The following is an 18,988-nucleotide window of genomic DNA, read 5'->3' as shown; positions in this document are numbered from 1 at the left end:
AGGTTTGTGAATTCGAATTAGCACTCTCATTAATCACTTTGGAATATAGTATGGACACAATGGTACAAATCGCAGACCCGACCTACTTGTTGATGATAGCTGCACTCGCCATTATCGCGTTATTGATCCTAATTATTAAAATGAAATTGCATGCTTTTGTATCGTTAACATTAGTCTGTGTGGCCACTGCACTGGCAAGTGGCATTAGCAGTGATCAAGTAGTGCCGACTATGATGGCGGGTTTTGGTGGCACCTTGGCTTCAGTTGCCTTATTAGTCGGCCTTGGCGCTATGATAGGTAAGATTTTAGAGGTCACTGGCGGTGCTAAAGTGCTTGCCGATACCTTGATTAGCCGCTTTGGTGAAGATAAAGCGCCGCTAGCGTTAGGTATCGCTTCGCTGTTGTTTGGTTTTCCAATATTTTTTGATGCTGGCTTAATGGTAATGATGCCTATTATTTTTAGCGTGGCTAAACGCTTTGGCGACTCACCACTTAAGTATGCTTTACCGTCTGCGGGTGCATTTGCGGTGATGCATGCTTTTGTACCGCCACACCCTGGACCGGTAGCGGCTGCAGACTTACTTGGCGCCAACATTGGTTTATTGCTATTTGTTGGCATGATGGTAGCAATCCCTACATGGTATATCGGCGCTTACATATTTGGTTTATATGCAGGCAAAAAATTTGATATTCCCGTATCGAAAGTTTTCTTCAGCACCGCACCTATTATCGATGTCGACAAGATCCCCAAGTTTGCTACAGTGATGTCGATTCTGGTGTTACCTGTGATACTCATTTTTATGGATACGGGGTTAAATACCTTAGCGGTAGCAGGAGTTATTGATGGTAAGTTGCCATTAGTTCAATTACTGCGAATGCTGGGTAAGACGCCCATCGCATTGCTGATTACCTTATTAGTGTGTTTGGTGGTCTTTGCTAAAGACTACGGCATGCAACCGCTTGAAAAACTGTGTGGCGATTCATTAGGGCCAATTTGTGCGGTGATATTAGTCACGGGTGCTGGTGGCATGTTTGGTGGTGTGTTACGTGCCAGTGGTATAGGCCAAGCGTTAGCAGATGCATTATCCGATACCGGTATGCCGTTAATTGTGGCCGCATTTGTTATTGCCACCTGTTTGCGGGTGGCGCAAGGTTCTGCAACTGTGGCATTAACCACTACAGCTGCATTAATTGCGCCCATGGTTGCGGCAACGGCTGGATTAAGCGCTGCTGATTTATGTTTTATTGTGATTGCCATTGCTGGTGGTTCAACGGTGTTATCGCACTTTAATGATTCCGGTTTTTGGCTGGTAGGGCGTTTGATGGAAATGGACGAGAAAACCACGTTAAAAACATGGACAGTGATGGAAACCTTACTCGGCACCATAGCTTTTATCATTGTTGGTATTTTGAGCATACTGTTTTAAATATCAATCGGTTATCATTAACAGTGATGAATTGACGTTTTAATACTAACAAAGCCGCAATAGCGGCTTTTGTTAGCCAGAATATTGGCTTAATTTAGTGTATTTATGATTCTAGGTTATGCAAACACTAGCTGGCTAGTGATTTGTGATCGGGCTTGTTCTAACGCTGAATCTGCACGCAAAATAAGGCGGTCGATAGTGTCGTCAGCTTGCCAGTTAGATAACCCGACACAGGCACTAAAGCGAATGTGCTTACCGCTTTCTGGTTCGATTAGCTCCGTATGTTCGATACTATGACGAATACTCTCGGCTATTTTTAGTGCAATATTTTTGCTGCTAGCTTGAATGATGGCAATAAATTCATCACCGCTCCAACGGGCGATTAAGTCAGTTTCAGCAAGCTTACTTTGGCAATGCTGAGCAAAGTGAATTAACGCTTTATCACCCATATCATGGCCAAACAAATGGTTAATTTGCTTTAAATCATCTATACCCATTAAGACACAATAAAGGTGTTCATGCACAAGGGTGCTATGGGTCATTAATTGCTGACTAAAATGGATTAACCCTCGTCGATTAAGGGCTTTTGTGAGGTAATCAACATAGATTTGTTTATCGAGTTTGTCTTTTAATAAATAAGATTCGGTGACATCGATCATGGTAACTTGAATAGCGGGTTGCTGCTCCCAACTGATCACCGTCTCAATTAATTTCACCCATATGATACGACCGCTAAGGTGTAGGCATTTGATTTCAACAGGATGAGGTTTAACTTTATTCGCGAGTAACGCAGCGTTAGCGTCTAGGCGCTGTTCTTGATAGCTTGGTTCAATCACATCCAAAATTGAGGCGAGTGACATAATACTTTGAGTATTAGGGTAACCGAATAGTTGTGCTAATGTCTGATTGCAATATAGCGGGCTAAAGTTGCGATGTACTAATACGCCTTGTACAGATCCATTGACTAATTGCTGATAGCGACTTTCACTTTGTACTAAAGCTTGTTTAAGTGTTGTAGATTCAGTTAAATCCACAATCGTGATTTGTAGGGCTGATCGTCCTTGCCATTCAACTATATGTTCAATAGCTAATATATTGAGTTTCAAACCTAAACGGTTACGGTTAACGTAGCTGCGTACCTGAGGTTTTTCTATACCACTCATTAATGCGTAGTAAGTGTGTGTGGCTACATCCTGTAGTTCGGGATCGATTAACTCTAGAACACTCTTTAGCGCTAAAATATCTTGAGCTGTATTATAACCGAAGATTTTTGCATAATTATCATCGGCATAAAGTGGTATAAAATCTTGATGAATAACTACACCATAATGAGCATCAAAATCCAAAATCGTTCCTTGTTTGAATGTTATATTTTAATGTAGCATTTTTACTCGATAAATATTCTAGCGCTTTTGGTTATTTGTACCCTGATGTGATGTGTAAACTGGGTAAACTCGGCAATATGAGATCATCTTCGCACTTACCGTTGTTAAGATCATAGCATTTTCATAAAAGTGTCATTGCCATAATGTTATTACATCATTATGGCTCCCCTGCGTCGTTTCGTTTTTAGTCCATCGACAGTTCTTTTAATTTACGCGTTAGGGTATTACGACCCCAACCTAGACGTTTAGCGGCTTCTTGTTTATGGCCTTGAGTATGTCTTAGTGCTGTTTCAAGTAAAATACGTTCAAATTCAGGTTGCACTTCAGTGAGTAAATCACTTTCACCTGCAGCCAGCTTTTCATCAATCCAATCAGTTAATGCGGTTTGCCAGTCACTTGCTCCAGCTTGTTTCTGCTGGGTTGCTACTGGGTCTTTAAGCAATTCTGGTGGTAAATCTTGCGGTAAAATTTCTTGTCCGGACGCCATTACGGTTAACCAACGACAAGTATTCTCAAGTTGACGAACATTACCCGGCCAAGGAAGGTTAGCCAATTTTACCGCGGTTTCTTTAGTGAGTATTTTGGGTTCAACGCCAATCTCTTTCGCTGCGGTGCTTAAAAAGTGATTGGCGAGTTGGGCAATGTCTTCACGGCGCTGCGATAACGGCGGTAAGTGTACTCTGATCACATTGAGGCGATGAAATAAATCTTCGCGGAAGGTGCCTTTTTGCACCTGCACCTCAAGATTTTGATGCGTCGCAGCAATAATACGTACATCAACTTGCACTGCTTGATGACCGCCGACACGATAGAACTGGCCGTCGGCAAGGACTCGTAATAATCGCGTTTGCACATCGATTGGCATGTCACCGATTTCATCTAAAAATAGCGTGCCACCATTGGCTTGTTCAAAACGACCTTGGCGCACGTTGGCGGCACCAGTAAAGGCGCCTTTTTCATGGCCAAAGAGTTCAGATTCAATCAAATCTTTTGGGATGGCAGCCATATTTAATGCAATAAAGGGTTTGTCCTTACGCGGGCTGTGTTTGTGCAATGCACCAGCGACTAATTCTTTACCAGTACCAGATTGGCCATTGATGAGCACACTGATAGATGAGCGAGATAATCGGCCTATGGCACGAAACACTTCTTGCATTGCCGGGGCTTCACCAATAATTTCAGGGGTTTTTATGGTGGTATCAATAACGGGTTGTGGTGCTTGCTCTGTTGCATGTGTGAGTGCGCGTTCAACTAAATTAATGGCTTCATCAATATCAAATGGTTTTGGTAGGTATTCAAATGCACCTGCTTGATATGCGCTCACGGCACTGTCTAAGTCTGAGTGGGCGGTCATGATGATCACTGGAATATGCGGATAATGCAGTTGTAAGCGATCAAGCAAGGTTAAGCCATCAGTACCTGGCATGCGGATGTCTGAAACGATGACTTGAGGTTGTGATGCTTCTAAAGCTTGCCACAAGGATTCTGCAGCAGCAAAGCTAGCCGTTGACAGTGATGCGCCTTTAAGGGCTTTTTCGAGTACCCAACGGATCGAACTATCATCATCGAGGATCCAAACTTGTTCACTAATGTTCATGTTACTACCTCATTCTGCCTACAAAGGGCATGCTAGTTATTGTAATGGCAGGTTAATAATAAATTCGGTATGGCCTGGTGCCGAAACACAATCAATGCGACCGCCGTGTAATCGGGCAATGTTATGCGCAATGGATAATCCTAACCCTGAACCCTCGTCACGTCCGGTGACCATAGGGTAGAAGAGGGTATCCATTAACTCAGCAGGAATACCGGGGCCGTTATCAATAATGGATAAGGCGAGTACCACTTTATAGCGCTGTGTTCCAATGGTGACTTGATGTTGAGTGCGAGTGCGAATGACAATATCGCCACCACAATGTTCTAACGCTTGTATCGCATTTTGCACAATATTCAATACGGCTTGCTGCATTTGATCTGGATCCATCTGAATATCTGGAATCGATGGATCATAATCTCGTTTTAAGCAGATATTGTCTGGCAGTGCCATTTCGACTAACTTAAGCACTTTTTGAATCACTTGATGGATATTGTGTTCAGCATGCTGCGTTGGTCGTTGTGGGCCAAGTAAACGGTCGACTAAATTACGTAATCTATCTGCTTGTTCGATAATCAGACTGGTAAATTCTTTTAATTCGGGCGAGTCGAGCTCTCGCGATAACAACTGCGCAGCGCCTCTAAGGCCGCCCAGCGGGTTTTTAATTTCATGGGCTAAATTACGTACCAAAAACTGTGCAGCTTGCTGTTGGGCGTCCATATTAAGCTGCTGATGAATGCGACGTTGTTGGTCTACTTGACGTAATTCTAAAATGCTGAGGTTATTGTCATTTTCAATTGGCATCAAGGTGATATCAATGGTGTGATGTTGGCCGTCTAGGGTGATTAATGCGGCGGTATTGACCGTGAGTCCCTGGCCGGCATTAATGGCATCGCGTAGTAATTGTGGCTCAACCCCCATCAGTTGATAAAGCTCAGGAAGCGTTTGCTCGAGTAGCTTATGGTTACCTACTCCCAATAATTGTGCGGCCGCGGCATTAGCATAGCTCGGCTTGAGCTCGTTATTAATAACAAGCACTGCGGTGACTAAGTGATTGAGAAGGTTATTTGTGTCCATTAGCCGTCCTAGTATAGGGTTGCACCATTATAATGCACCACTTTGGTGCATATCACAACCCGGAACACACAAGCACTTTGTAAGATAAATAGTCACGCAAAATTTCATAAGCTAATGAATAAACTGATTTTTATCTTCATCAGCTAGACTTTTTTGCAGGTCCAAATACAGATGCTTGGTGAAGGAATATCTTTCTAGGAGAGCTTGATGCAAGGACTTTGCCGCTTTGTGTTACAGCGTTAACAACCAACGAGTGTTGACCTCTATTAATGCCCGTTAATTGGAATATATTCGATGCTTGAGCTGGGGCAGTGATAATACCATCGACTAATAATGTCATTAGCACGCCACGAGGTAATTGAGGGGTGACGCTCACTGACACGGTAAATGCGCCATTATTGTCACGCACAGTAGCTTCTTCTTGGGGAGAGGTAATCGAAATCGTGTAGTTAATTGATGCTTCTGTTGTTGGGATGACATTGATTTTTGTTGGGGTGTCAATCGTCATGTTGTTTTGGGTGTTTTCATTTAATTCAACAGCTTCGGCATTATTTTTTTGTTCATCTGAGTAATGAACTTTGCCATTTTCATCTACCCAACGGTATACGGTAGCAACACTTTGGGCGCTCAATAATAGCAAACTAATAAGTATGATAAGGCGCATGATGTACTCCATAAAACGACAGTTTTAATAGAGTAGACGTTTTTATAAAAAAAATCAGCTTAAACTGTTTAGTTAAGCTGAATCGAAGCGGCAATATTAAACCGCTATTGTTTATTTAGGTGCAACAACACTAGATGTATTGGCAGCAGTATTCTGAAATTTGATCTGTTCGGATACTGAAGCTCACATTTGGTGCAAGCTCAAACTGGCTTGCTTCAGCATATGCAACCCACTCAGTTTTACCCGGTAATAACACGTCAAACTTGCCAGAAATAACCTGCATTATTTCACCTTGAGCCGTAGAAAACTCATATTCACCAGGCAATACCACACCAAAAGTTTGTTTACTACCATCAGCTAATACTACGCTTCTGCTTATCACTTTACCGTTAAAATACACATTGGCTTTTTTAGCGACGCTTACCTGTTGCAACATACTCATATATTTTCCCTAAAAATGATCTTGGTTTGAATCTATCTGCGTTTACGTAAAATATCTAGTTAAATGTTTTCATGTTGTATCACGAGAGCCGCTTCGCTGCTAGGGCGGACTGCGTCCTGCTAGAGTCGCTTCGCTGCTAAGCTGTTGACTTTATAGCCTCTAGCCGCGGAGCGTACTAGCAGCGCAGCGTCCTAGGCTCTTTCGCTCGTCACCGCTTGCTACCAATATTTTTAGCCTCCTGTATAGACTAGACAACAAAAAGCCCAGATGCATGCATCTGGGCTTTTTAGATCTCAATGAGTGGCAGACGTTGCCACTCATTGATGGTAATTAACTGCGGTTATTACGCTTACGCTCATTCTCAGTTAAGAATCTCTTACGAACACGGATGTTCTTAGGAGTTACTTCAACTAATTCATCATCATCGATGAATTCAAGAGCTTGCTCAAGAGTCAATGTGATAGGCGTAGTCAATACTTGTGCTTCATCAGTACCTGATGCGCGCATGTTAGTTAGCTGCTTACCTTTCAAACAGTTTACTGTCAAATCGTTAGAGCGAGCATGAATACCCACTACTTGACCTTCATACACTTCAGCAGCGTGACCAATAAACATACGACCACGGTCTTGCAAAGCAAATAGAGCGAATGTTAGTGCTTTACCTGTTGCGTTTGAAATCAATACGCCGTTAGCGCGTTGACCAATATCGCCACCTTTGTGTGGACCGTAGTGATCAAATGAATGATAAATTAGACCAGTACCAGATGTTGCTGTTAAGAATTCGGTTTGGAAACCAATTAAGCCACGGCTTGGGATAACGAAGTCGATACGTACACGACCTTTACCATCAAGCTGCATGTCTTTCATTTCGCCTTTACGAACACCTAATTTTTCAATTACGGTACCTTGATGATCTTCTTCAACGTCAACTGTTACAGTTTCGTATGGTTCATGTAGCTCACCATCGATTGTTTTTAGAATAACTTCTGGACGAGATACGGCTAATTCATAACCTTCACGACGCATGTTTTCAATTAAAATCGATAAGTGTAATTCACCACGGCCTGAAACGCGGAAACGGTCTGGACTTTCTGTTTCTTCAACGCGAAGTGCTACGTTGTGAACTAATTCAGTCTGTAAACGTTCAAGAATGTTACGTGAAGTAACATACTTACCTTCTTTACCCGCGAACGGAGAAGTGTTTACTTGGAATGTCATCGTTAGTGTTGGTTCATCAACAGTTAACGGTGGCATTGCTTCTACTGCATTCACTGCACAGATAGTATCAGAGATTTTAAGCTCGCCTAAACCTGTAATAGCAACGATGTCACCAGCATTTGCAATTGGCACTTCAGTACGGTCAAGACCCATGTAACCTAATACTTGGCCCATTTTACCGTTACGTGTCTTACCGTCAGCGCCAATAATGGTCACTTGTTGGTTAGTCTTAACGCTACCACGAGTAATACGGCCAATACCGATAACACCCACGTATGAGTTATAATCGATTTGAGAAATTTGCATTTGGAATGGAGCTTCTGCATCAGCATCTGGGAAAGCTACTTTCTCAACGATAGTTTGGAATAGCGGCGTCATATCATCGCTTGCTACATCTGGATCTAACGTTGCAAAACCATTTAATGCCGAAGCATAAACGATTGGGAAATCTAGTTGTTCGTCAGTGGCACCTAAGTTAACGAATAAATCGAATACTTGGTCAATAACCCAATCTGGACGAGCACTTGGACGGTCAATTTTGTTGATAACAACAATTGGCTTAAGGCCTTGAGCGAATGCTTTCTTGGTTACAAAGCGAGTTTGTGGCATTGGGCCATCAACTGCATCAACCAACAATAATACTGAGTCAACCATAGATAGAACGCGTTCAACTTCACCACCGAAATCGGCGTGGCCAGGAGTATCTACGATATTAATACGGTAGTCGTTCCACTGGATGGCAGTGTTCTTTGCCAGAATGGTGATCCCACGTTCTTTTTCAAGATCGTTAGAATCCATAACCCGCTCAGTAGCTTCTCCACGAGATGCAAGGGTTCCTGACTGCGCCAACATTTTGTCAACCAAGGTTGTTTTGCCATGGTCAACGTGGGCAATAATGGCGATGTTACGTAAATTCTCTAGCACGGATAAACCTCTAAACCAGCAAATAAAAAAAAAGGATCTAACAGTAGTTATAGATTATAGCTACTGTAAAAAAGCGTGCCATTCTACTTCACAGCAGCTTTTGTAGATAGGATTATTTTTGAACACTTGTAAATCTATCGCTTGCTATGGATTAATAAACAGCATAAAACGTATATATATGAAGCATAACCATGGTGTAAGACAAAACTGTGACATTGGCTAAAACAGCAACATTAACATGACGCACCATTATGGACTTTTGCACCATGATGAAACATAGTGGTGCACGAGGTTGGTGCAAGGTTATGATTTAGAAGATTTGGAAACTTTCTCATCTTCATAAAATCAATTAGTTAGCGATCTGGCATGAATATCGCTTTATTGCTGATAATTATGAAAAGATTCGTTTTCCAGGTGCATCATCTGGCGAATAGCAAAATTATTTAAGGGACAACCCTTTACCCTACCGGAGGCTTGAGAATGTCAGTTGAATCAGTTTTAAAACAACTTGTAGAGTTAGAAGTTAAGTTTGTAGACTTACGCTTTACCGACACTAAAGGTAAAGAGCAGCACGTTTCTATTCCTTCTCATCAAGTAAATGAAGATTTCTTTGAAGACGGTAAAATGTTTGATGGCTCTTCAATTACAGGTTGGAAAGGCATTAATGAATCTGACATGGTGCTAATGCCAGATCCAACCACTTTCGTATTAGACCCTTTCACAGAAGAAACAACAGCGCTTATTCGTTGTGATATTTTAGAACCTGGTACTATGACAGGTTATGATCGTGACCCACGTTCAATTGCTAAAAAAGCTGAAGCTTACCTAATTTCTACTGGTATTGCTGACACAGTATTGATTGGTCCAGAGCCAGAGTTCTTCTTATTTGACGATGTCCGTTTTGGTACCGACATGTCAGGTTGTTTTGTTAAGATTGACGCAAAAGAAGCATCATGGAACTCGGCTAAGAGCTATGAAGAAGGTAACACGGGTCACCGTCCAATGGTGAAAGGTGGTTATTTCCCAGTTGCACCAGTTGATTCTTCACAAGATTTACGTTCGGCAATGTGTTTAGTACTTGAAGAAATGGGTCAAGTAGTTGAAGCGCATCACCACGAAGTAGCAACAGCGGGTCAAAACGAAATCGCAACACGTTTCAACACGTTGACTAAGAAAGCTGATGAAATTCAAATTCTAAAATACGTTGTTCATAACATGGCGCATGCTTATGGTAAGACAGCGACATTTATGCCAAAACCAATCGTTGGTGACAACGGTAGCGGCATGCACGTGCATCAGTCTTTAGCTAAAGACGGCGTAAACTTATTCGCAGGTGATAAGTATGCTGGTTTGAGTGATTTAGCGCTTTATTACATTGGCGGCATTATTAAGCATGCTCGTGCATTGAATGCGTTCACTAACCCAAGCACTAACTCTTACAAGCGTTTAGTGCCACATTTTGAAGCGCCTGTAATGCTTGCATATTCTGCACGTAACCGCAGTGCTTCAATTCGTATTCCAGTGGTACCAAGCCCTAAAGGCCGTCGTATCGAAGCGCGTTTCCCTGATCCACATGCAAACCCATACTTAGGTTTCTCAGCATTACTTATGGCTGGTCTTGATGGTATTCAAAACAAGATCCACCCAGGTGAAGCAATGGATAAAGATTTATATGACTTACCTCCTGAAGAAGCTGCTGAAATTCCACAGGTTGCAACGTCATTAGAAAACGCACTTGAACATTTACAAGCTGACCATGAGTTCTTGACTAAAGGCGGCGTATTCAGCGAAGACTTTATCCAGTCTTATATCCAACTTAAAACGGCTGAAGCAGAACGTGTTGCACGTACTACTCACCCACTTGAGTTTGAGATGTACTACAGCTTGTAATTCTTGAATACAATTGCTTAAACAAGCAAACCAATAAAAAACCCGATAATTGATTATCGGGTTTTTTTTTGCTCAAAAGAGGTGAGAATGATAGTTTTCAGCAAATGTCAGAAGAGGTGATAAACAGCCGTGAAGAGTTATCTCAACGAGTCAGAGATCGCACTGCAGATTTAGTTATTGCCAAAACTAAAGCGTTACATTTAGCCAATCATGATGTGGTGACTGGACTCGCTAATCGGTTGTCGAACAGGCAGGCAACTGAGCGTTTACGGGATAAAAAACAGCCGTTCTCAATCCTTTTTATCGATCTCGATGGATTCAAAGTCATTAATGATACTTACGGGCACGGCATTGGCGATGCTTTGCTAGTCAAAATTGGTTAACAGGTAAGTAAGCATTTGTTTCCGAGTGAAATTCTTGCGCGTTATGGTGGTGACGAGTTTGTATTACTTTTACCGAATGATATCGACAGTGACGCTGTTATGGCCACTGCCAACAGTGTTCTTAAACTGATCAAACAACCTTTTCAAATAGGCTCACATTCTTTAATCATTAGTGCATGTATTGGCGCTGCCATTTATAATGGTGTTGATAGCGATACAGATAGCTTAATCCATCGTGCTGATGTTGCGATGTATCAGGCTAAACATGCCGGCAAAAGTCAGGTGATACTGGCTGATTAATATTTTAGAATAGAGATTAATGTTATTTTTTATTTGGCTGCAGGATGTCTAAATTGATACATACATGCTCATTTAATCATGGTTGTTTTTCGTGGCGTAAGCCGCAAGGGTTTAGCTTAATAGAACTTGTGGTAGTGATTATTATTTTAGGCATTCTTGCTGTCGTGGTTGCTCCGAAATTTATCGATTTAAAAAGTAATGCTTACGCGAGCAGTATGCAGGGTGTTGCAGCAGCAATTAACAGCGGTAAAACTTTGGTCTATTCAGCTTGCGTGATAAGCGCCAGTTGCGATGAAACGGCCCCTGGAGCCAGTAATGGTTTGGGCAATAGTATTACAGTACAAGGCCAATCAGTGACTCTAGCTTACGGATATCCGCGTCATACCTCAGCAGGTATCATCAGGATGATTAACATTGCCGACAACGGTAGCGGTGGTGAATTTAACATCACAACATACGATGTTAATAATCGAAGCGGGTTACGTATTCGTCCTAATGCGGATTATGCTGCGAATAAATGTGAAATTAGATACTCTCAGCCACAAGTTGCAGGAGAGTCACCTTTAGTTGTCGTCGATATTGACGAGTGTTAAGTGCTCTTGTTATTCGCGAGTATCACCTCAAATTACCCTCTTTAGACAAATGCCATGTTAACTTTATGGCATTTATTGTTTTGTGGCTCCCATTTGCTTGAAATATTTGTGATTAACGTAAATTTGTAGAGGATTTCACTCAGGAATATGATATTTATACCGTTAATCACTCACTAAAAAGCGATTTGTTCAATGGATAAGAAAGACCTCAAGCTATTAGAAATTTTACAACGTCAGGGCCGGATGGCTGTTTCTGAATTAGCCGATAAGGTTAATATGTCGGATACTCCTTGTTTACGACGAGTCAAAAAGCTTGAACAAGATAAAGTGATTTTAGGCTATGGTGCCCAAGTTGACCCTTTTAAAGTGGGTCTTAATGTTGTGGTTTATACATCGATACGCTTAACGGAACATACTGATCAATCGACAGCGTTATTTGAGTCAACCATGGCACAATTACCTCAAGTGATGGAATGCGCCGTGGTAACTGGATCTTATGATTATATGCTCAAAATAGTCGCCAAAGATTTGGTTTCTTATGAGCAATTTATCAAAAAATCGCTCGGCAACCTCAAGTTTGTCGCCAGCATTGAAACTACAGTAGTTTTGAAGCAAATATTTAGCCGTACGGCATTGCCAGTGGACCAGTCACCGATCGAATAAGCACAAATACGCAAATAGGCACATATAAATACCCAAAAGCAGCACCTAGGCCGTCATAGACTATGACAGCATAGGTTACCGCTAAGGGCGTTAAGTTGATAGGTTAGGTAAGGTTTAACCTTGTTCCATTGAGGCAATAAACTTGTTCGATTCGGCAATCGATTTGTTCATTTCTTTAATCAGGCTAGAGATATCAGTCTGTAAATTGGCAAACTCACCTTTAATTGCACCAATAGCCTGCGCATTTAGGTTATGTTTTAAATACAGCATATTATCTTTCATCGCAGTTAGAATGGGTGGCATTTTTGCTTCTGCACGACGCATGCTTCTCACTAGCGTTTTATATGAACGCTTGGTTTCATTGAGCTTGCTGGTGCTGTTACGACGTAAACTGGCTTTGCTGATTTCTTCGATTTCAGTTTGCCATTCGTCAAATAATGCATCCGCGACATCTTCGACTTTCTCGATGCGATGACTCACTTCATCTGCTGCAGATTGAGCAGACTCATATTCATCTTTCGCTTTATTATAAGCATCTTCTAAATCGCCACCATCAAATGCCAAAAGCGCCTGCATTTCTTCCAATGCAGAGCTAAATTGCTCTTGTGCTTCTTCCTGCGACTCTTTAGCCTCTTGAACTCTATCGACCATAATGTCGCGTTTGTGGTAGCCGACTTTTTCCATTGCACCGTAATAGGCGCTTTGACAACCGCTCAACAGTAAACTGCTACTTAATAGTGCCAGTGATATCCATTTTTTCATCAATGTGTCTCTTTTATTGTGTGAGGCGAAAAGTGTCCTCGTTGAGGTTAACTACCTTATGAGTTAACTGCCTGATTTAAATTTTGCTGCGTCGATGATGCTCCATAAATGGAATAAACCACCGATAATGGCTGGGATGACCAACACAAAAAAGAAATAGCAAACAGCAGTAATGCAGAAGAATAACAAAGCCGCTAATATACGCCCTTGTAAAAGCTGACCTAGGCCTGGGAAAAATAAGCTCGCGACAGCTGCGAGTATATTACCCGCCGAACCTTGTTGTGACATCAATTTGCTCCATTATTCGATGACTAATATGTTATAACATTGTACGAAGTTAGTGACTTAATACAAATGTTATCTCCACTAACATGGTATGAAATAAGGATTATTATGCCCAAAAAGTTTGATTACAGCCCTATTGCGGCTTTTTTTAGTGGGATTTGGCAGTTTCTACTCCATCTCAAACAACGGCTTGCTGAAGACCAAATTAATATACGAGCAGGTCATTTGGCCTATGTGACCTTGTTGTCATTGGTGCCTATGTTGGCTGTCACCATGTCGATGTTATCGGCCTTTCCGGTGTTTAAAGGTATTCGCGGCAATATTGAAGGCTTTATATATAATAATTTTATACCTGCAGCGGGTGATACGGTGCAAGTGCATATCAACGAGTTTGTCGCTAATGCATCTAAAGGCACCTTTGTCGGTATTGTTGCGTTAGTGTTTGTTGCCATTATGCTGATTTCAGCTATCGATAAAGCATTGAATAACATTTGGCGAATTACCGAAAAGCGCTCTTACGTGGTGTCATTTTCGATGTACTGGATGGTGTTAACTCTAGGTCCTGTACTCATTGGTGCAAGTTTAGTGGCCACCTCTTATGTTGTTTCATTAGAGGTGGTAACAGGCAGTGAGTTGTCTGGATTAGTCCCGTGGATTGTTGAGCGTCTACCATTGCTGTTTTCTGTGGCATCTATATTACTGCTGTATATGGTCGTGCCTAACAAGAAAATCCATTTTTTACATGCTCTATTGGGAGCGATTGTAGCAGCGGTATTATTTGAAGCAGGCAAAAAGGGTTTTGCGTTTTATGTGACCCAATTTCCGAGTTATGAAGCCATTTATGGTGCACTGGCAGTAGTGCCGATTTTATTTGTATGGGTATATTTATCGTGGATGATTGTATTACTCGGTGCAGAAATTACTGCCGCACTGCCAGAGTATCTGGAAAGTTTAGCGGTCATCGCGGATGATCTTAAAGCTGAAATTTTTACAGAGACTGAGACTAAAAGCCAGAATCTCAATAATGTGCACGATCCTCTAGTGGTCGATAAATCCATTTCGTCGTCTGATAAATCTTAAGTGGCATTGGTGTTCTACGCCAATGTATTCAGTAACAACTAGTCTGTATGGGCCACAAGTAGCAAGTTATGTTGCTACCTGTGGTCTCTCAGTTGGCCTTGTTTTATTTTCTTCAATAAGCATCATCAAATAGCATAGTTTAAGGCAGTTATGATTGCATTAATTCAACGAGTTAAACGCGCGTCAGTGGCGGTCGACAATACAATAGTCGGCAAAATTGACCAAGGCTTGTTAGTATTACTAGGCATAGAGCGCGAAGATAATATTGATAAAATGGTTAAGTTAGCTACAAAAGTCATTAATTATCGGGTGTTTAGTGATGAAAACGGAAAAATGAATCTTAATCTGGCTCAAGTCGGTGGACAATTATTGGTGGTGTCGCAATTTACCTTAGCAGCAGATACCGGCAAAGGCTTAAGACCCAGTTTTTCGAGCGCTGCAACTCCTGAACAAGCCGATCGCCTTTATTTGGCTTTTGTCGAATATTGTCGCCAACAAGGGGTTATGACACAGACAGGACAATTTGGTGCAGATATGCAGGTCGAGTTGGTCAATGATGGCCCAGTGACCTTTAATCTGCAGGTATAAGGCCTTAATTTATTACCATTCTATTATTGTCAGTAGAGGTTAACCAGTCATCATCGGAGGGATGCCGTTATGTTTGATATTTCATTCACAGAAGCGCAATCAGATGCCAAGGTCAATGCTTTACTGCAGACCTTGTGTGAAACTTGGCATAGTACGATTCCTGTTAGTCAATTTATGGGCATTAAACCAGTGTTGTTTAATGGAGATAGCCTACAAGTCACTGCACCTTTAGAGCCCAACGTTAACTTACATCACACCATGTTCGCTGGCAGTATTTATACCTTAATGACATTAACAGGCTGGGGAATGGTGTGGTTACAGCAGCAATTGTCACAAGCCCATGGTGATATTGTATTAGCTGATGCAAAAGTCAGGTATTTAAAACCGGTGACTAAACAGCCCTATGCCAAAGTTATTTGGCCCTATACTGATTTGAACCCATTAAACCGAGGCCGGCGAGTCAAAATCACCTTAGAAGTGGCGTTATATTGTGATGACATTATGTGTGCTACGTTTACCGGCCAATTTGTGTCTTTACCGCCAAAAAATGGTCGCGTTGATTAACATATTCGCGTTGAACAAGTAAATATGTTTCGATTTTATCGAATATAATTGCATAATTATTGCGCTATTATTCTTTTTTATAGGTCAATATACTAGCTACATTGGTCAGGCACATAGCATATGACCCAACAAACATATGGGTGAGACTTAACAATGGCAAAAGTATTAATTTTAAAATCAAGCATTCTAGGCAGTTATTCACAGTCTTCAGCATTAGTTGATTATTTAAATCAGCAATGGAGCAGTAAAGGTGCACAAATTACAGTGCGTGATTTAGGTAAAAATACCTTGCCAATGTTAGATGGTGAGCTAGCTTCTGGTTTACGTGGCGGCGATAACCTTTCCGAACGTCAATTATCTGCAGTGGCACTATCGAATGAATTAGTCGCTGAAATTAACGATCATGACACCATTGTTATCGCAGCGCCGATGTACAACTTCGGCATACCGACAACGTTAAAAAATTGGATCGATTTTATTGCTCGTGCCGGTGTAACGTTTACTTACACCGATACAGGACCCGTTGGATTAATCAAAGGTAAGCGTGCCATTATTGTGACGACTCGTGGTGGAGCGCATAAAGGCGGGTCTACAGATCATGTTGTACCTTACTTAACAACTGTGTTGGGCTTCATTGGAATTAACAACGTCGAAACCATTTATGCTGAATCATTAAATATGGGCCCAGATGCAGCCGAAGCAGGTATTAGCCAAGCTAAGCTTGATATTGATGCAATAGCACTCTAATCATTTTATCGATGTTTAGATAACGCCACGAATTCGCATACTTAACGCTTAATGAGCCTTTGACATTTAAAGGTTCATTAAGCGTTTTTTTATTTTGTGTTTTGTTGTTATTTTATTAATCCAAAAAAGTATTTACTGCGTATAATTAATACAACCAGTATCTAGATTGATGCCAATTTTACTTTTCAAAAATGTAGTTTCATTAACAAAAGCCTACGGGTTTACCGTTGAAAAGCCGTCATACTGTCATTTATTTTTTATGAAATTCAGAAAAATTGTCATCGCGTCAGTATTAATCTTGCTCGCTTTGAGTCTTATGCCTATATTGATGCTGATCAATCAGTGGGCTTCAGATACAGAGGCTTATGGCATTACCGGAAATGACGGCCAACAGATTCATTTTCGGTGGCAAGACGTTAATCAACAAGTTCACCAGTACCCTGCGTCCGCGGGAACATATACCTACTTATTTTTAGGCTTCTTGTCGTGCTCAGAAATTTGTCCAATACGCATTGAGCAATTAGATCAACTTGAGCAACGAATAGAGCAGGATGCTTCGATAAATAAAGCTGAGGTTCAATTTATGTTTGTGACTATCGATCCTGATAACGACACATTAGCCGTGCGCCAAGCGGTGATCGATGCACGATCTAAACGTTTTGTCAGTGCGTCATTGTCCGAGTCAGATTTACATCAACTTGAGTTACGCTTATCTGACAATATCAATCGACAACTCGTAACTATAAATCATGTAGGTAATCTATTTTTGTTGGATCCTTACGGAAAAATCGCGCGTATTTACACTGCTAAGCAGCTTTCAACATCCAAAATGCTCATCGACCTAAACCATATTATTTCAACTCAACACTAGGGATATGTATGAATGATAATCAAACAGTAACACTGCTTAAAAAAAATGATTCATATATATATCGATTATTGTTGCTGCAGGCTCCACTACTAGCAGCGAGTGGTTTTATCGGCGCTAAAATGCTGACATTTAGTATCACCGCCGCGATAGCAGTATTGGTAATATCACAGCTCAGTTATGTTTTGCTAAAAGGTACTGAGTTGTTTGGCATTGTGGCTGCTGTGATTATGATGACAGTATCGGGGCTATTAGTTCAAAGCCAAATGGGCATGATTGAAATGCACTTTCATATCTTTGCTACCATGGGGATATTTCTTATTTACCTGCGCTGGCAGCCGTTAGTGGCGGCTTTGTTGACCGTGGCGATACATCACGTCTTAATGACTTATATCCAATTACAAGGTGTTGAACTATTTGATACGCCAGTGATGATTTTTGCTGGCGAGTGTAGCTGGAGTATCATGCTCGTTCATGCGCTGTTTGCCGTAACTGAAACCGGTATTTTAATTCGTATTGCCTTATTTATGCGTGCAGACTCAGTTGCCAATCAACGTATTGCTGGTGCAATTCAACATATTTCACAGCATAAAGATTTATCGATTCGGTTACCTTCAGCCGATACTCAGGCAGAAATGTCCTTTAATTTGATGCTGGAAGAGTTGTCGCAATTGTTTAACGACTATCGCGATATTGCTGTGAAAATGGCAAGTACTTCCGACAATTTAATGAGCCTGAGCGATCAAGCTCAACATGCGGTACAACAGCAAAATAACCAAGCGCGATTGATTGCCGAATCGACTCAACATGTTATTGACAGTTTTCAGCAAATGGCTCATGACAGCCAAATTTCAGCTGATCAAGCAAGAGAGGGGGCAACCTCAAGTCTTGGCGATCGCCAGAACGCATTAAGCATTATGAAAGACATGCAGGCGCTAGAAACTAATATGACTGAAGTAACTGAATCAATGACTGATTTAACCACTGATGTTAGTGCTATTACCACACAGTTGCAGGCCATTCGCAGTATTTCAGATCAAACTAACTTACTTGCGTTGAATGCGGCGATTGAAGCGGCTAGAGCGGGTGAGAGTGGCCGTGGTTTTGCCGTTGTGGCAGATGAAGTTCGCACTTTAGCAAAGCGTACCAGTCAGTCTACCGATGGTATTGAAAAAGTACTGAGTCGTTTAAATGTCAGCATGCTAAAAACCGTTGAGTCGATGGATCAAGGCAAGCAACGTACGACGCAAAATGTAGTCCACACCAGTAGCATTGCTCAAGGACTTGAGCAACGTTCTGCTCAAATAGGTCAAGTGGCTACCTTGAGCCACAATGTGGCAAATGGTACACAACAACAAGCAGATAGATTGACTCAAATAGGTGCGGAGATTTTGGATAACGCCCAAGCCGTTGTACTTTTATCGGCGCAAGTTCAAAAGCTGGCTGGTGGCGCGGTAGAAATGAAACGGATTACTCAAGACTATCAAGCCAAAGCTGCGGCTTACAAGGTGTAAAAACACAGGCGAAAGCATCG

At 41.6% G+C, this 18,988-nt stretch carries 18 protein-coding genes and 1 pseudogene; 11 read left to right on the top strand and 8 right to left on the bottom strand.

Translation table 11 applies throughout. The annotated features are described in order from the left end of the window. The first annotated feature begins 50 nt into the window (after positions 1-50). The gene (locus H5125_RS01595) at positions 51-1,427 is read left to right on the top strand and encodes a GntP family permease (protein WP_182743306.1); all 1,377 of its coding nucleotides are present in this window, start codon (positions 51-53) and stop codon (positions 1,425-1,427) included. Between the two features lie 116 nt (positions 1,428-1,543). Here H5125_RS01595 and H5125_RS01590 read toward each other — a convergent pair whose 3' ends face one another. From H5125_RS01590 to typA, 6 genes are all read right to left on the bottom strand, one after another. Then, on the bottom strand, positions 1,544-2,773 hold the full coding sequence (locus H5125_RS01590) for a sensor domain-containing diguanylate cyclase (RefSeq protein ID WP_182743305.1): 1,230 nt from the start codon (positions 2,771-2,773) through the stop codon (positions 1,544-1,546). A 223-nt stretch (positions 2,774-2,996) separates the two neighbouring features. Further along, positions 2,997-4,409: a nitrogen regulation protein NR(I) gene (gene glnG, locus H5125_RS01585; RefSeq protein ID WP_101084937.1), complete on the bottom strand. Its 1,413-nt coding sequence runs from the start codon at positions 4,407-4,409 to the stop codon at positions 2,997-2,999. Between the two features lie 36 nt (positions 4,410-4,445). Beyond that, positions 4,446-5,483, bottom strand: coding sequence for a nitrogen regulation protein NR(II) (gene glnL, locus H5125_RS01580; protein WP_101084938.1), 1,038 nt, complete (start codon positions 5,481-5,483; stop codon positions 4,446-4,448). A gap of 139 nt (positions 5,484-5,622) precedes the next feature. Then, entirely contained in the window at positions 5,623-6,147 is a 525-nt protein-coding gene (locus tag H5125_RS01575; protein ID WP_182743303.1) for a DUF4124 domain-containing protein, read from the bottom strand. 130 nt (positions 6,148-6,277) lie between these two features. Next, positions 6,278-6,589, bottom strand: coding sequence for a pyrimidine/purine nucleoside phosphorylase (locus H5125_RS01570; protein WP_011635813.1), 312 nt, complete (start codon positions 6,587-6,589; stop codon positions 6,278-6,280). 330 nt (positions 6,590-6,919) lie between these two features. Continuing rightward, positions 6,920-8,731 carry a translational GTPase TypA gene (gene typA / locus H5125_RS01565; RefSeq protein WP_101084940.1) on the bottom strand — a complete coding sequence of 604 codons (1,812 nt, stop codon included), beginning with the start codon at positions 8,729-8,731 and terminating at the stop codon, positions 6,920-6,922. Positions 8,732-9,211: 480 nt separating this feature from the next. Between typA and glnA the strand changes: the two genes are divergently transcribed. The 4 genes and pseudogenes from glnA to H5125_RS01540 all read left to right on the top strand — a co-directional run bounded on the left by glnA (position 9,212) and on the right by H5125_RS01540 (position 12,560). Beyond that, complete coding sequence (glnA, locus tag H5125_RS01560; protein WP_101084941.1) at positions 9,212-10,621, top strand: glutamate--ammonia ligase; 1,410 nt, start codon at positions 9,212-9,214, stop codon at positions 10,619-10,621. A 104-nt stretch (positions 10,622-10,725) separates the two neighbouring features. Further along, positions 10,726-11,304, top strand: a pseudogene (locus tag H5125_RS22100) (diguanylate cyclase domain-containing protein). 44 nt (positions 11,305-11,348) lie between these two features. Then, a complete protein-coding gene (locus tag H5125_RS22325; protein ID WP_162022113.1) occupies positions 11,349-11,897 on the top strand; it encodes a type II secretion system protein in 549 nt (182 codons plus the stop codon). Between the two features lie 192 nt (positions 11,898-12,089). Next, positions 12,090-12,560: an Lrp/AsnC family transcriptional regulator gene (locus H5125_RS01540; RefSeq protein WP_101084943.1), complete on the top strand. Its 471-nt coding sequence runs from the start codon at positions 12,090-12,092 to the stop codon at positions 12,558-12,560. 114 nt (positions 12,561-12,674) lie between these two features. Here H5125_RS01540 and H5125_RS01535 read toward each other — a convergent pair whose 3' ends face one another. Beyond that, positions 12,675-13,322, bottom strand: a complete 648-nt coding sequence (locus tag H5125_RS01535; protein ID WP_011635819.1) for a DUF2959 domain-containing protein — start codon at positions 13,320-13,322, stop codon at positions 12,675-12,677. A gap of 63 nt (positions 13,323-13,385) precedes the next feature. Beyond that, positions 13,386-13,610, bottom strand: coding sequence for a hypothetical protein (locus H5125_RS01530; protein WP_101084944.1), 225 nt, complete (start codon positions 13,608-13,610; stop codon positions 13,386-13,388). A 105-nt stretch (positions 13,611-13,715) separates the two neighbouring features. On the opposite strand from H5125_RS01530, the gene H5125_RS01525 reads away from it, so the two are divergent. The 6 genes from H5125_RS01525 to H5125_RS01500 all read left to right on the top strand — a co-directional run bounded on the left by H5125_RS01525 (position 13,716) and on the right by H5125_RS01500 (position 18,968). Then, entirely contained in the window at positions 13,716-14,687 is a 972-nt protein-coding gene (locus H5125_RS01525; RefSeq protein WP_101084945.1) for a virulence factor BrkB family protein, read from the top strand. Positions 14,688-14,837: 150 nt separating this feature from the next. Beyond that, positions 14,838-15,275: a D-aminoacyl-tRNA deacylase gene (dtd, locus tag H5125_RS01520; protein WP_101084946.1), complete on the top strand. Its 438-nt coding sequence runs from the start codon at positions 14,838-14,840 to the stop codon at positions 15,273-15,275. 69 nt (positions 15,276-15,344) lie between these two features. Continuing rightward, positions 15,345-15,839: a thioesterase domain-containing protein gene (locus tag H5125_RS01515; RefSeq protein ID WP_101084947.1), complete on the top strand. Its 495-nt coding sequence runs from the start codon at positions 15,345-15,347 to the stop codon at positions 15,837-15,839. 153 nt (positions 15,840-15,992) lie between these two features. Further along, a complete protein-coding gene (locus H5125_RS01510; protein ID WP_101084948.1) occupies positions 15,993-16,586 on the top strand; it encodes an FMN-dependent NADH-azoreductase in 594 nt (197 codons plus the stop codon). 316 nt (positions 16,587-16,902) lie between these two features. Then, positions 16,903-17,457 carry an SCO family protein gene (locus tag H5125_RS01505; RefSeq protein WP_182743301.1) on the top strand — a complete coding sequence of 185 codons (555 nt, stop codon included), beginning with the start codon at positions 16,903-16,905 and terminating at the stop codon, positions 17,455-17,457. An 8-nt stretch (positions 17,458-17,465) separates the two neighbouring features. Continuing rightward, complete coding sequence (locus tag H5125_RS01500; protein ID WP_182743299.1) at positions 17,466-18,968, top strand: methyl-accepting chemotaxis protein; 1,503 nt, start codon at positions 17,466-17,468, stop codon at positions 18,966-18,968. Positions 18,969-18,988: the final 20 nt, after the last annotated feature.

Origin of the sequence: Shewanella sp. SR44-4, from assembly GCF_014163715.1 — a bacterium.
GTDB lineage: Bacteria > Pseudomonadota > Gammaproteobacteria > Enterobacterales > Shewanellaceae > Shewanella.
This window is presented reverse-complemented; position numbering and strand designations above follow the sequence as displayed.